Consider the following 14,915-nt stretch of genomic DNA (forward strand, 5'->3'; position numbering starts at 1 on the left):
TGAGGCTTTTTGACCTCGATTTAATCGGCTTAGACATCACCACAATACGTTTCCTAGATAAACGATGGACAACCAATTGCTTTAGTAGTTGATTTAGATGTAGAGACTTCAGCCATTCTTAGACATTGAATACTAAAGCAATTAAACGATCTAAAGAAGATAAGCCCGAGCTTCAAAGCAAATTGGATAGGGGATCACCCAACCCTCTAATCTAATCGATTCAACAGTGGTAGAAGCTGCAATTCTGTATAGAGCGATACATTTCTTTCTGGGTAGACAACAGAGTAACCTGAAATAAGGAACCGTAAACATCTTGGGGGGTCTTAATCTAATTCCCCAAATCTTTGCACCAATAAAGCATCTAAGGTTTGACATTGACTATGAGTAAGGTTTGGGAAATCGACTTTTATTCACGCCCCATCGTAGACGAGCAACAGAAGAAAATATGGGAACTATTGGTTTGCGATACCGAGCGAAAGTTTGAGTTCACTAAAGTCTGTTCAGGTTCTCAAGCCAACGCTCGCTGGTTACAAGAGGCATTGCTAGAGGCACTACCTCTCTGGCGTCAGCAAAAAAACCTGGCCGATGAGGTGGTTCCAGAAAAGATTCGTTTCTTTAGGCGCTCAATGAAGAGTATTATTCCTCGGGCTTGTGAGGCCTTGGAAATTCCATCACAGCCAAGTCGCAGAACCTTTGCGGTTTACCAGTGGCTATCCGAGCGAGAGCAAACGGTTTATCCGCAGCATCCCGGTTATCAACCGATGATGGCTGCCCCTATAACGTTTGAACCAACATTACCCAAGCCCTTACCAGATGCTCTGCTGGGAGAAGGCTGGCGTTTGGTAACACTCCAACTCAGTGCTTTTGCAGAAATGGATGAGTGGGATATTGCCTTTGGGGACAAGGTTCCTTTGGAACAGTTGAATCTACCTTCGGAGGCCGTTATTCCAGGACTCTTGATCTTCTCAGAACGCGCTACCCCACTTGCAGGTTGGATGTCCGGTTTAGAGTTGTCCTGCCTCAAGCTAGAAATGGCTCCTAAACCCCAGTTGCTATTAGAAACCGGACTCAACGACCGTTGGATCATTGCTTACCTCCACGATAAACAACTGGTGTCTGAAATTCAGGAATTTGAAAAGACAAAGCAGGCAGCTCAACAGGTTCACTTTGTGGCCGTGCAATCCTCTCCTGACTCTGAAAAGTTTGCTGGGTTCTGGTTGATGCAGGAAATGATGGCTGCTTAAATCGGCGTTCGCCCTTAACTGTGTGAAAGCTGTTGCCAAGATTTAGGAATACCAGAGCCATCCAAACAGCTTTGGCTAGCCACCGTTTTGTAATAAAGAATCTAACAAATCAGCCCTATTATAGGGGTGGTCTCAAAGTCACCCCAAGATTAGAGATGCTATCATTCGGCCTGCGATAATCACTCAATTCACCACCTTTTATGGCTCCCCCATGTCTTCACATGAGAATACCCTGCTAACAGGGCCTGGCATTGGACTGACATTTCTGTACTACTTCAGCATGACGATTATTGTTGTTGTGCTTGTTGGGTCCCGTTCGGCTGCCTTTACCTTTGCATCTCCTGAACTCCACCAGTATGGCGTATTGGCAGGGCTGATTGGCGGAGTGATTGGTACGGGAGTGAATCGCACCATAGCTATGGATATCACCTTTGAGAATCAAGCAAAATTTCTAACTAGCCTGAACCAAAGGTTTGCAGAAATTGGATTTGAGTTAGAAAACACAGAAGCAGATCGCTCCGATGCCATTGAAGATCATCCAGAAAATGCCGAGTACCTCTCCTATTTTCGAGCCGGTTTAGCAGGGTGGTTCGCAGGTGGGATCTATGTCGTGCTATCCGAACAAAAGGCTACTATTTCTAGCCGAGCTGCTAATATTCGGCGAATACGCCAACTGCTATAACGGAACGCACCTCAAAGATTGAGTATAAAGCGACGAGTAGATAGCAACTTCAACTCTTTTATCAAGACAATATTGTTACACCTGGAATAGAAGGGTTATGTCGTTAGACTAAATATTGACTGACAGATATCTAAAATAGTCGCTCTACGGGCGCAGGCCCATGATCAAGCGGTACGATGATTAGTGTCTCTTGACCCAAAATCTGTACTCCATTTTCCCTCAAAACCTATGGTTAATCCGGATCCATCCCAGGTACCTGCCTCTACTGATCATATCGAGGCCACACCCGCATCTTCAGATACACCAGCCGTAGACACATCCGAGGCGACTGAACAGGGTAGTGCAGCCCGCCAATTATTAGGTATGAAAGGGGCTGATACGGGTGATACCAATATTTGGAAAATTCGCCTACAACTGATGAAGCCGATTACCTGGGTTCCCCTGGTTTGGGGGGTTATCTGCGGTGCAGCTGCATCAGGGCATTTCACCTGGACGTTTGAGCATCTCTTGATGTCCGCTGTTTGTATGGTGATGTCTGGTCCCCTACTGACTGGATATACCCAGACCATCAACGACTTCTATGATCGCGAAATTGATGCCATCAATGAACCCTATCGTCCTATCCCCTCAGGTGCGATTTCCATTCCTCAAGTTATCACTCAAATTCTTGTCCTGCTGGCTGCTGGAATCGCTGTTGCCTATGGATTAGACCAGTGGGCGGGTCACGAATTTCCCACATTGACGGCACTGGCTATTTTTGGTTCTTTTATTTCTTTTATCTACTCAGCTCCACCCATCAAACTCAAACAAAATGGCTGGCTAGGTAACTTTGCCCTCGGAGCTAGCTATATTGCCTTACCTTGGTGGGCGGGGCAAGCCCTATTTGGGACTCTTACGCCAAAAGTGATGGTGCTCACCTTAGCTTACAGCCTTGCTGGGTTAGGGATTGCCATTATCAATGACTTTAAAGCGGTGGAAGGTGATCGCGAATTAGGCCTCAAATCACTACCCGTTGTATTTGGGGTTAAAAAGGCGGCCTGGATTTGTGTTCTGATGATCGATGTCTTCCAGATTGGTATGGCGTTATTTTTAATCAGTATTCACGAGAATCTGTATGCCGTGATTCTGTTCTTACTGGTTGTCCCTCAAATTACCTTGCAAGATATGTACTTTCTGCGCGATCCAGTGGCAAATGACGTGAAGTACCAAGCCAGTGCCCAGCCTTTCCTGGTTCTGGGTACCCTTGTAGCCGGTTTAGCAATTGGTCACGCAGGCTTATAGCTGAGAGCTACTCCCTTAGCCACAATCATTAGAACGGATGTTTGATTTTTCAACAGCAATGTCTTAAAGACTCAATAGTCGTCCATATTCGCTCTGCATATGGTCCTTGGCCTCATAGAAGTTCAGATAAGTTTGGTGATGAACCATGGGAAAGAGAAGGGATTGATCGAGAATAAGTAGGCTAGGTTAAAGAGGCGTTGCGAACTAGAATTAGCATGAAAAAGTTTTTGCTGTCTTGGATTTCTCTCATCAGCCTAGGACTGTTCACAGCCTGCACTCAACCCGTCGAGGAAAATGATCCACCCCCAGAAACACCAACTGAGCCGATCAGCCAAGGGGAGCCAACTCCTGCGCCGCCCATAGCGACAGAACAAGACGAAGATCAGCCCACAAATGCCCCGTCTACGCTGCCTGATGAGCTCCCTCCTATCGCCAGTCCTTCTCTTCAGCCCCCACCAACCCTTGGCCCTGATGACAGTGTGGTTGCCCCAGCCGCGACTGTTGCCGCAAACTCCCAAAACCCACGACAGTTCTGCGGCAATGATCATCTATTTGAGAGTATGAACACGCCAGACTATCAGATTTTTATTTGTTTAAATCAATCTAGCCAGACTGTCAAAAACTACCGCTATGTAGGCATTGAGAAGAAAACTGGATCTAAGATTGTCCTCCCTGCCCAGACCTCCGGTGAGTACTATGCCTTTTCCTATCAAGCCGTGAATGGAGATATCGTATATAAGATTGAGACTAACCCAAAAGTGCTACGTGACGCTCGTTTAGTGGTAACCCAAGGAAATAAAGAACTGTTGAGTCAACGTATTGAACAAAGGGAGTTAATTCTGGATTAGTGATGGGTTGGCGGTTGCTAGAGCCAAGAATCCTGGCTATTGCCCTAACGATTCAACATAGTCTTTTGCTTCTTTGAGACCATAGCCTAACTTGAGACGCACGAATTTTATGGCTTTAATTTTTTGGTTTTGAGACAGTAACAGCCGCACTTCGGATTCAACTTCAGCCCGATTAAATGATGAAGAGGGTTCGCCAAACTCATCAATAGCAGGCAATTTGGGTAACTCATCTAGGTATTGTCGAGCTTCATCCAACGCCATACCCTGCTGCCGTAGTTTCTTGACAGCGGTAATCGTCCGTCCGTCGGCAACGAGTTGTTGAATCTGCTGCCTGAGGTCGTCGCTAATCACGATGGGGGTTAATGAAGAATTATTGATGTCGTCGCTGCTCACGTTGAGGTTCAAGACAGAGGGATCAACTATCAAGGGCGAGAATTTATCGTCAAAGTGGGGCTTCTCTGCCTGCAAATCCGATAGATTATCCAAGTTTGGTGGATTGGGGGGCAGATGGGAGAAATCCTCAGCAAAATTAGGGATCTTTTCTGCTGTTGGCGGGGGAATAGGGGGTAGGTCGGCTTGGTAAGTATCGGGTGCATTTGCTGCGGTTTCTCCTTGCTTAGGTTGGCAGGCCAACCAAACCACAAGGACTAAGATTGCGATCACAACAATCATCCAAATAGCCATAACACTTGATGCTCTCGGCGACTCGTTGGGCATGATTATACTTCAGGAGTTGGAATCTTTTTTTGTCGTTCGGTATCAAAGCCAGAGGTTGAAAGCATGAAACGTCGAGCTTATGGTGTCTTGTTGCTGAGTCTGTTGATGACCGCGTCAGGGGTTGGGGTCAGTCCCAAGGGATTTGCCAACCCCCAGCCCGCTGCTTCACAAGCAGCACCCCAAACCCCACAAGGGAAAATGCTGGCGCGCTTATTTACCAGTTCAGTGGTGTTAGCCAATTGGTTTGCCCCTTCGTTTTTGGCTCAAGTGGCGGCGCCTCAGGTCCAAACCATTATTAACAACATGAAACAGCAGCTTGGCCCTTACCAAGGGATCCGAGAAGAAGGGACGGGCTTTGGGGTGGTGTTCGAAAAAGGCATTGTCCCCACCCGCTTGGTCCTCAATCAGCAAGGGTTGATTTCTGGATTACTGTTCCAAGCGCCGCGATCGCATCCTCAACCCTCCCAGGATTTAGCATCCGCCTTTCAAGCCTTACCGGGTAAAGTCAGCGTATTGGTGCTTGAAAACGGCACGCCCAAGCTTGCCTACAACTCCGATCAGCCTTTAGCCGTGGGCTCTGCTTTTAAGCTGGCCGTGCTCAATGTTCTGAAAACGCAGATTGCCGCCAAGCAACAGTCTTGGGAAACCGTGCTGAAGCTGCAATCGAATTTGAAGAGCTTACCGTCTGGGTTCTTGCACACTTGGCCCCAAAATTCAGCTCTAACGGTTGATAGCCTAGCGGCTTTGATGATTTCCCAAAGTGACAATACGGCCACGGATCATCTAATTCAGCTGGTGGGTAAACCGGCTTTGGAACAGCTTTCTCCTCGCAATACGCCCTTTCTGATGACACGAGAAACTTTTATGCTCAAGAATCCCCAAAATGTATCCTTGCGCGATCGCTTCCTCGCTACCACCGTTAATCAGCGCCAAGCCCTTCTTGGTGAGTCGGCGCCCCTCCCTGCCGTATCAGATTTTGAGTCAGGAGTCCTGTCCCCAGAGATTGAATGGTTCTTTACCACGACTGAACTGTGTCAATTGATGGCGAACGTTGCCGACTTGCCCATAACTCAAATTAATCCAGGGGTGGCCCGTCCTCAAGATTGGCGGACCATTTCGTATAAAGGGGGATCTGAACCGGGAGTGCTTAATTTCACCACTCAGCTCCAGGGCAAAAATGGCAAGACTTTCTGTGTCTCCGCCACCTGGAACAACAACCAACCGCTCGAAGAAGCCCAGTTTACGGCCCTTTATAGTGGCTTAATTGATAGCCTTAAATCCCAAGCGAAACCAGCGACAACAACTGATTAGGGTGCCCTGCGAAAGTGATTTGAGTGGCCTGCAAACATCACATTATGCTAGCCCCATCTCCCAAACTCTGACTGGGCAGACGAACTTAGAAAAATTTATATGTGGGGATAGAATATAGCTGTTGTTTATGTCAGGCCATGCTTAAAACAACGCCAAAGAATCTACTGTTGTTCTTAACCAAGTATTTGATTAGAGCCATTAGTATTGCAAAAATGGCTTTAGCAAGAGGGAGAAAATCATCACTTCACTCCCTCTTGCTAGCAACACTTCTCATTAAAAATAAGTCATCAAAAAACACATCATTCCAAAACCAATCATCCCAAAACTCTCTTATCCCTATACAGAAAGAAGAAAGAGATCTCGCGTGGTATTGCCTGCATTACCCGAGGCGGATCAGGCCTATGTTGGCCAATATCGGCTTGGCAGATGACTCTATTCCCAAGAGCCATCGTTTTTCTGAGGGTCGCGACGTCTTGGATTGCGAGACTATCTTGCACTACTACCGAGAAGCCCAATCTATTCCTTGGCTGAGAATGTCTAGGATCGAACCGAGCTGTAAAACCATCGAATTGGGGGAACGGGTTCTGCAAAATACCCTATCGTTTCAGGAATGCGAAGGCCAGGTTCCCCTGAGGGACGACGGACACCTAGACTGGATGTATCAGGGGCCAAATTCTGATAGAGAATGGACCTGGTTCCTCAATCGGCATTACCATCTGCGAGACTTGTTTGTGGCCTACAAGCTCACGGGTAATCCGGTTTATGTCCGCTATTTGAACGATCAAATAGTGGATTGGATTCTCTGGCATCCCTCAACCGATAATATTTCCCTTTGGGCGCAATGGAGAGGGCTAGAAGTGGTGTTTCGCGTTATCCATTGGGCTGAAATTTTTTATGGCCTACAGCAGGTAGAAGAATTCACAGATGCGGCCCGTATTTTGATGCTATCTAGCATTCAAGACCATGCTTACTACCTGCGGCATCTGAATTCTTGGGGGGCCAATTGGCTTATTAAAGAGATGTGCGGATTGGCCACCATTGCCCTCTGTTGGCCGGAGTTTACCCATGCCCAGCAATGGCTGACCTTTGCCCTAGACCGCTTGTTGCAAAACTTGCCCAGCCAAATCTACCCAGATGGTGCTCACAAGGAACTCACGAGTCACTACCATACCGCTGTTCTCTTGGATTTGCAGCATTTAGGGGATCTCCTGGAAGAAGCAGGCTTACCGACTCCCCATAGACTTCATCAGTTTTTGGTGAAAATGTGGAACTATTTGGCCTATTCGATGCGCCCAGAGGGATATGGGGTCTTGAATAATGACTCTGATCGCAACGATAACCGGGATTTAGTGCTGCAAGCTGCAGCACAATACCAGCGATTGGACTGGACTTTTATCGCCTCAAACGGAGTCCAGGGGGTCTCACCCAGGGGGCACCCTTCTAAAATGTTTCCCTGGGCCGGTCAAATGGTGATGCGCAGTGGGTGGGAGAAAACAGCCCACTGGGCCTGGTTTGATATTGGCCCTATGGGGATTTACTATCACATTCACAATGACAAGCTCCATTTGTCCGTGGCGGCCTATGGTCGAGATTTATTGGTGGATGGGGGACGCTATAGCTATATCCGCTCAAAATTTTGGCATTACTTCCGGGGATCTGCGAGTCACAATGTGATTTTGATTGATGGTCAAGGTCAGAAAAATAGTGATAGAGAGTCTTTGCAGCCCGTTTCTAGCTGGGCCATTGAACCCCAGTTTGACTTTAGTCGAGGAGCCTTTGAGCACGGCTTTACAGGGGTGAGTGGCACGGTGAAACATCGGCGTGCGGTAGTCTATCTCCGAGGACAATATTGGGTGGTGGTGGATCAAGTGATGACGCATGGCCCTTGCCAGATAACGCCCTTGTGGCACTTTCATCCAGACTGCACGGTGGCTTTACAAGGAGAGTCTGCTGTCTCCACGGATCTGGAGGTGGGTAATTTACGAATCATTCCCTGTGCTTCCTTTGCTTGGTCTGTTGATTTAGTTCGGGGGCAAGAGGAGCCAGTGCAAGGATGGTGGAGTGGAACTTATAACCAAAAGCTACCGAATACTGCCGCTGTCTACACGGCACAAATTAGTCGTCCAACAACTTTTGCCTGGATCTTGTTACCCGCCCTTGGGCCAGTCTCCTATCCAACGGTGCAATTGTTATCCATCTCGGAAGAGTCTGTTTCGCTGGGTATTGACCGGCCAGGGCACTCCAGAGATATTGTGGCTGTTCGTCTTGGTGGGACGGCTCCCGTTGATTTAGGAAACACTCTAGTGTTGGATGGCGATTGTGCGATTTCCCAAAGATACCAAAGGCCCTTAGTCGCTCACGGTACAGTTACGGATGCAACTGGAACAATTTTGGCTCAACATCCCCATCCTACTTCTGAATGAAGAGACGACCCGCTATGTTTAGTGTCAAGCTATGGGCAAAGTAAAGCGCTGGCTAAAGAAGGGATGCTGGGCCCTGTTGGATCGCGGTTTATTTGGGCTGTCCAATTTTGCTTTGAATGTGTTGCTAGCCCGTTGGCTCCCTCCCCATGATTATGGAGTATTTACGCTGTTTTACAGCCTATTTTGGTTGTTTGGTGCGTTCCATACGGCCCTATTTGTTGAACCTTTATTGGTGTTTGGGCCGGGCCAATATCAAGATCGATTTCCGGCGTATCTGGGATCTTTGGTGTACTCACATTTTAGTTTCACCTTCTGCACCAGTGGGATTTGCCTAACCGCGGCCCTGATGTTGGGGCAGACGAGTGTTCTGATGGCTCCTCTAATTGGCATCGCCGTGAGTGGACCGTTTATTCTCTTGCTATGGTTGATGCGCCAAGCTTGCTATGTGCAGACACTGCCCGAATCGGCTGCGATCGCAGGTTCACTTTATACCTGTTTGATGCTGTTCGGCATGTATGGAATGCATCAATACCACTGGTTGTCCACAGCTTCAGCCTTTTATGTGATGGGCATTAGCAGCTTGGTGGTTGGGGGATGGTTAACGATGCAACTCCCCATCGATTTCCATAAAGCTGCCGATACTAAGCTGATTTCAAGTGTTGCGCAACAACATTGGCATTTTGGCCGATGGTCTTCCGCAACTCAGCTGCTAATGATTGCTCCAGACAACATTTATTACCTAGCCTTATCAACTTGGGGGGGGCTGGAGGCAACAGCTGCCTTAAAAGCGTTAAGCAATTTGAACATGCCAATTGCTAGAGTTAATATTGCTCTCACCAGTTTGCTCGTTCCTGAACTCGTAAAAACGCGCGGGCCAACCCAGTTTCTGCATACGGTGAGAATTGCTCTTCTGTGTTTCGTCCTGGGCCCCACGCTGTCATGGCTATGTTTGGGACTCATGAATCAATCAATTATTCAGTGGCTTTATCAGGGGAATTATCAGGATAATGCGTCATTAATATGGGTTATAGGTATAAGCCCAATCTTTAGAAGTATTGTTGTTGTTTTCAACGCTACATTGCGCTCTCTAGAGCTACCCCAAAAAGTATTTCAGGCATTTTGCCTGTTTACACCTATAAATTTAATTCTAACAATCAGTTTAATCTGGGCATATGGAGTATTCGGTGCCGTGCTCGGGATTACCCTCTCCGCTGTCCTAGGATCTATAGTGATGACATACTTTTTTGTAAGGACCTACAAGCTAAGCCAATGATGATAGGTTCGCTTCTCCAAATTTTGATCCGCATAAAAGCGATGGCTTGGAAAAATGAGATCTGCGGCTCAAAAAACAGGGTAGTAAGTTTACGTTTAGAGGAATGACTGACCTAAGTCAGAAAAAAGTTCTTATCTCTGCTTATGCCTGTAGACCCCACATGGGCTCTGAAGCAGAGGTGGGCTGGAGTACGGCTCGGGAAATCGCTCAATATTGCCAGGTTTGGGTTGTGACCCGCAGCGATAATCGCCAGGCTATTGAAGTCGAACTTGGAAAGCATCCTGATTTAAAACTTCAATTTATTTATCACAATCTCCCCTGGACACGCTGGTGGAATTTTGGGGTTCAGCTGCACTACTACCTCTGGCAATTAAAAACCTATGGGTTAATCCGTCGTCTTGACCAGGAGATCGGTTTTGATCTCGTCCATCATGTTACCTACGTAAAATATTGGTCTCCTAGTTTTTTGGCCCTCTTGCCCATTCCCTTTATCTGGGGACCCGTGGGTGGTGCAGAGTCTGCACCACAGCCCTTTTACCAAGACTGGAATATTAGGGGAAAACTATATGAAAACATGAGAAACTGGGCTAGAAGATTAGGTGAATATGATCCCTTTGTGCGTCTAACTGCCCAGCGATCGCAATGGGCTGGCGCAACGACTGCCGAAACTGCAGAGCGTCTGCGCTATTTAGGGGCAAGCGAGGTTCATCTCACTTCAGAAGCCCATCTCTGTATCCAAGACATAGAACGGTTTGCTCAGGTACCCACCCCGGAGGATGCCCCTTTCAGGATGGTCAGTATGGGTCGACTCCTGCATTGGAAAGGGTTTCACTTAGGGTTGCACGCCTTTGCTAAAGCCCATTTTTCTACTCAACCTGAATATTGGATCGTTGGGCAAGGGCCTGAATATCAGCGCTTACAATCCCTAACTCAGAGATTGGGACTTGAGCACCAAGTTAAGTTTTGGGGACAACTTCCCCGCTCCGAGGCCCTGCAGAAACTGCAAGAGTGCCATACTTTGGTTCACCCCAGTTTGCATGATTCTGGCGGGTGGGTTTGCCTAGAAGCCATGGCCATGGGTCGTGCTGTGATTTGTCTGGATTTGGGCGGTCCCCAGATGCAAGTCACCGATGCCACGGGGATTAAAGTCCCTGCTTGTTCACCCCAGCAAGCCGTGACAGATTTGGCTGAGGCCATGGTCCGCTTAGAAAGTGATGGAGCGTTGCGAAAACGCTTGGGCAATTCGGGGCAGCAGCGAGTCCGGGATTACTACAGCTGGACTGTTAAAGGGCAATACTGGGCCCGATGCTATGCTGACATTCTCAATACCTGAAAGCCATGAGTCAACCGCCTACTGTTGTTATCTTTTGTGGTCGGCTCCTGCCCATTTCAGAAACGTTTATTCATAAACAGGCAGAAGGATTACAACAATTCAAGCCACATTATGTGGGAACTCGCTTTGTTCGAGGCATCCCTTTACCCCAGGAGCGCACCCATGCCGTCAATCGCGGAGGTGTGTTGGGCGCTGGGGCTGAATGGCTGTTCAAGGAGTTAGGCGTTTCCCCTAGCCTGTCTCGAAGGGTTTGCCAGATCAACCCCATGCTTATGCATGCACATTTTGGTGTCTGCGGAGCCCTAGCCCTGCCCTTAGCACAAAGATTACATCTTCCCCTCCTCGTTACCTACCATGGTCTGGATGCAACGATGACCGATCAATTTGCCCAACAGCAATCTATCAGTACTCGTGTGTACTTACGCCGAAGAGAAACCTTGAAAGGTAGAGCCCAACAGTTTCTTTGTGTATCCGAATTTATTAAAAATAAGCTGATTTACCAAGGGTTCCCAGAAGACAAACTATTGGTGCACTATATCGGGGTAGATACAGATCTTTATCACGCCGACTATACGGTAAACAAATCATCAGTCGTTCTATTTATTGGTCGGTTGATTGAAAAGAAAGGATGTGAGTACCTGATTAAAGCGATGAAAGCGGTGGAAGATGCCGTCGCTGATATCTCTCTTGTAATGATTGGGGATGGACCGTTAAGAGAGAATTTGGAACGCTTAGCCGCCAATACTCTAAGGGATTGTCGATTTCTCGGCGCTCAGCCTTCTCATGTCGTCCGTAAATGGATGGAAAAAGCGAAAATATTGGCAGTGCCAAGTGTGACATCTGTTGTAGGGGATTCTGAAGGGCTGCCGATGGTTATTCTTGAGGCTCAGGCTATGGGAGTGCCCATTGTTGCCTCTGATCATGGTGGAATTCCTGAAGCTGTTATCCATGGAAAAACTGGTTTTTTGGTGCCCGAGCGCCATTGTCAGTCCCTCGCTCAACATATTCTGTATCTCTTACAAGACTCGACGCTGAGTCGGAACTTTAGTACTAATGGAAGAGAGCAGGTATTAAGCAAATTTGACTTATACCAACAGACTAGGAAACTTGAACATATCTATAGCTCAATTGCAGAGAATTATTGAGAAAATTCTCAATACATAGAGCCTAGTTATGCGATTCTACAATGGATAAAAACGACCCTAGGCTTCGCAGAAATCGGGAATTTGATCGAAAACGCCAATTAGGGGATTCATCGGTTACTCCGTTTCGAGGTTGAGACATCCTAATTTTTATCTGGTAAATTTAAAATAGCTCTGATGCTTAATTTGAATAAGCACTAACAAGTGAAATAATCACTGACAAGGCTTTTCATCTCATCGAGCTTAACAAATGATCGTGGGTTACTATGGACACTGGCTAGGTTGTAAATAGCCCATATTAATAGCAATTTTATTTGCAGAAAAACTGGCTGCTACTTCTCATCCCTTATGATACTTTGTTGGGAGAAGAATCAACGTCTGCTTCACATTCAACTGTCTAAGATTCGGTTAGAGTATTGCTTATCCTTCAAGCCCACAATCACTATCTAACTCGCGGTGGAGAAGACGAATCATTTACTGCCGAATGTCAGTTGCTACTACAGATGGGGCATCAAGTTATCACTTATGTGGACAATAACAAAACGATTGATAGCTTGGGGCTCTGGAAAACGGGCTTGAATGCGATTTGGTCTCAAAGGAGTTATCGAGCAATCCGGGAACTGCTTCAACAATCAACTTACGATGTTATCCACATCCAGAACTTTTTTCCCCTGATCTCTCCATCGGTTTATTATGCAGCCAAAGCCGAGAGAATTCCCGTCGTTCAGTCCGTGAGAAACTTTCGTATTTCTTGCCCAAACGGACTTTTTTTTCGAGAAGGCAGGGTTTGTGAAGACTGTAAAGGGCAGATCATACCTTGGTCAGGTATTTTGCATCGTTGCTATCGCAATAGTCGGACTGCGACTTCTGCAACGGCAATGATGATTGGGGTTCATAATGCTCTAAATACTTGGCAAAATATGGTGGATCTCTACGTTGCACCTACAAATTTTGCACGCGAAAAGTTTATCCAATGTGGTTTGCCAAAGGACAAAATTTTTATTAAACCAAACTTCGTTTATCCTGATCTCGGTGCAGGCGATGGCGAAGGGAATTACGCTCTATTTGTGGGAAGGCTAACACAAGAGAAGGGAGTACAGACGCTCTTAAAGGCATGGGAAACGCTGCAGCAGAAGATCCCCTTGAAAATTGTTGGCGACGGCCCGCTCGCGCCTTTAGTTCAAGAGGCAAGTTCCCGGTTTGATGCTATTGAGTGGTTAGGCCTCAAAAACATATCTGAAGTTTATGAGTTGATGGGGAATGCAATGGTTCTGATTGTGCCTTCGGAATGGTATGAGACGTTTGGACGAGTCGTTGTTGAGTCTTTCTCTAAGGGAACCCCTGTCATTGCCTCGAATATTGGTGCAGTTGCAGAATTAGTGGATTCAGAGCGCACAGGTCTCCACTTCCAGCCGGGTAATCATGCAGAGTTGATGAGTCGAGTCAACTGGATGGTAGATCATCCACAGCGGCAAAAAATGATGCGGAAAGAAGCCAGGGCGGAGTTTCTCTCTAAGTTTACTGCGGAGCAAAACTACAAGTTGTTAATGGAACTGTATCAATTAGCTTGCTCTACCGTACGGTAGATTGAACTCATTAGCTAAATTTGGGTTGCTGACCCCAATTAATCACAGTGATACAGGCTAGTGATATGAGTGACCCCGGTGAACGATTCCGTTTTCATTCCTTTATTGAGCAACGCCAAATATCTGACCATCACAAATCGTGATGCGACGCTGGGCTTGGGTGGCGACCTCAAGTTCATGGGTAATTACCACAATCGTAATGTCCTGTTGATTCAAAGTCTGAAACAGATTCATGACTTCTTGTGAGGTTTGAGAATCCAAAGCTCCCGTTGGTTCATCTGCTAATAGCAAGGCAGGATTATTCACTAGGGCTCGTGCGATCGCAACCCGTTGCTGCTGTCCACCTGAAAGCTGACTCGGGCGGTTCATCAGTCGGTCGCCTAGTCCTACTCGATCCAACATCTCAACAGCCCGTCTACGCCGCTCTGGTTTGGGAATCCCCGCATAGATCATGGGCAGCATGACATTCTCCAATGCAGTGGATCGAGGCAACAGATTAAATTGTTGAAACACAAAGCCAATCTGTTGATTGCGGATCAGCGCTAATTCATCTTTGGTGAAAGTAGTTAGGTTGCGGTTATCCAGATAATATTGGCCATCCGTGGGCTGATCTAAGCAACCGATGATGTTCATCAATGTTGATTTACCAGAGCCTGAGGCACCCATAATTGAGACGTACTCTCCTGACTGGATGTGGAGGTTGATACCCCTCAAAATGGGGACCTGATTGTCACCCAGTTGATAGCATTTGGTAATGTTTTCCAGAATAATCATGGCGGACACGCTCGCTTTAGAGACCTAATCACTGCGAAGAGCCTCAATGGGGTCAAGTCGGGCTGCGTTGCGAGCAGGAATAACGCCTGCGACTAAGCCGACCGTCGTAGATAAACCAACGCCAATCACCACCGCACTACTGGACACGATAAAGGTAAAGTCAAAGGCAGTCGCTGAAACAAAGGTGATGCCCACCCCCAGCACAATGCCAATTACACCCCCCACGACGGAAATCACCACCGACTCCGTTAGAAATTGGCTCAGAATTGCTCCATCCGTAGCCCCTAACGCTTTGCGAATT

General features: G+C 47.2%; 13 protein-coding genes. 10 read left to right on the plus strand and 3 right to left on the minus strand.

Annotation, left to right across the window (positions count from 1 at the left end):
- Positions 1-380 precede the first annotated feature (380 nt).
- The 4 genes from Q0991_RS22615 to Q0991_RS22630 all read left to right on the plus strand — a co-directional run bounded on the left by Q0991_RS22615 (position 381) and on the right by Q0991_RS22630 (position 4,055).
- Positions 381-1,244, plus strand: coding sequence for a Tab2/Atab2 family RNA-binding protein (locus tag Q0991_RS22615; protein WP_299492866.1), 864 nt, complete (start codon positions 381-383; stop codon positions 1,242-1,244).
- Between the two features lie 211 nt (positions 1,245-1,455).
- Positions 1,456-1,926, plus strand: coding sequence for a hypothetical protein (locus Q0991_RS22620; protein ID WP_299492868.1), 471 nt, complete (start codon positions 1,456-1,458; stop codon positions 1,924-1,926).
- A 228-nt stretch (positions 1,927-2,154) separates the two neighbouring features.
- On the plus strand, positions 2,155-3,207 hold the full coding sequence (gene chlG / locus Q0991_RS22625; RefSeq protein WP_299492870.1) for a chlorophyll synthase ChlG: 1,053 nt from the start codon (positions 2,155-2,157) through the stop codon (positions 3,205-3,207).
- A gap of 215 nt (positions 3,208-3,422) precedes the next feature.
- Complete coding sequence (locus Q0991_RS22630; RefSeq protein WP_299492872.1) at positions 3,423-4,055, plus strand: hypothetical protein; 633 nt, start codon at positions 3,423-3,425, stop codon at positions 4,053-4,055.
- 36 nt (positions 4,056-4,091) lie between these two features.
- Here Q0991_RS22630 and Q0991_RS22635 read toward each other — a convergent pair whose 3' ends face one another.
- Entirely contained in the window at positions 4,092-4,739 is a 648-nt protein-coding gene (locus tag Q0991_RS22635; RefSeq protein WP_299492874.1) for a ribosomal protein L7/L12, read from the minus strand.
- Positions 4,740-4,835: 96 nt separating this feature from the next.
- Here Q0991_RS22635 and Q0991_RS22640 point away from each other — a divergent pair, with 96 nt between their 5' ends.
- The 6 genes from Q0991_RS22640 (at position 4,836) to Q0991_RS22665 (ending at position 13,840) form a co-directional block, all read left to right on the plus strand.
- Positions 4,836-6,083 (plus strand): serine hydrolase, encoded by a 1,248-nt coding sequence (locus tag Q0991_RS22640; protein WP_299492876.1) that lies wholly within the window; start codon positions 4,836-4,838, stop codon positions 6,081-6,083.
- 401 nt (positions 6,084-6,484) lie between these two features.
- Positions 6,485-8,506, plus strand: coding sequence for an alginate lyase family protein (locus Q0991_RS22645; RefSeq protein ID WP_299492878.1), 2,022 nt, complete (start codon positions 6,485-6,487; stop codon positions 8,504-8,506).
- Positions 8,507-8,537: 31 nt separating this feature from the next.
- A complete protein-coding gene (locus Q0991_RS22650; protein ID WP_299492880.1) occupies positions 8,538-9,779 on the plus strand; it encodes a polysaccharide biosynthesis C-terminal domain-containing protein in 1,242 nt (413 codons plus the stop codon).
- Positions 9,780-9,882: 103 nt separating this feature from the next.
- Positions 9,883-11,112, plus strand: a complete 1,230-nt coding sequence (locus tag Q0991_RS22655; RefSeq protein ID WP_299492882.1) for a glycosyltransferase — start codon at positions 9,883-9,885, stop codon at positions 11,110-11,112.
- Positions 11,113-11,117: 5 nt separating this feature from the next.
- Positions 11,118-12,257 carry a glycosyltransferase gene (locus Q0991_RS22660; protein ID WP_299492884.1) on the plus strand — a complete coding sequence of 380 codons (1,140 nt, stop codon included), beginning with the start codon at positions 11,118-11,120 and terminating at the stop codon, positions 12,255-12,257.
- A 413-nt stretch (positions 12,258-12,670) separates the two neighbouring features.
- Positions 12,671-13,840: a glycosyltransferase family 4 protein gene (locus tag Q0991_RS22665; protein ID WP_299492886.1), complete on the plus strand. Its 1,170-nt coding sequence runs from the start codon at positions 12,671-12,673 to the stop codon at positions 13,838-13,840.
- Positions 13,841-13,942: 102 nt separating this feature from the next.
- Here the strand turns inward: Q0991_RS22665 and Q0991_RS22670 are convergent, their stop codons facing one another.
- On the minus strand, positions 13,943-14,614 hold the full coding sequence (locus Q0991_RS22670) for an ABC transporter ATP-binding protein (protein ID WP_299492888.1): 672 nt from the start codon (positions 14,612-14,614) through the stop codon (positions 13,943-13,945).
- Between the two features lie 24 nt (positions 14,615-14,638).
- Positions 14,639-14,915, minus strand: a 277-nt coding sequence (locus Q0991_RS22675; protein WP_299492890.1) for an FtsX-like permease family protein, incomplete at its 5' end; no start/stop codon positions are given.

Source organism: Acaryochloris sp. IP29b_bin.137 (assembly GCF_028285745.1).
Lineage (GTDB): Bacteria > Cyanobacteriota > Cyanobacteriia > Thermosynechococcales > Thermosynechococcaceae > Acaryochloris.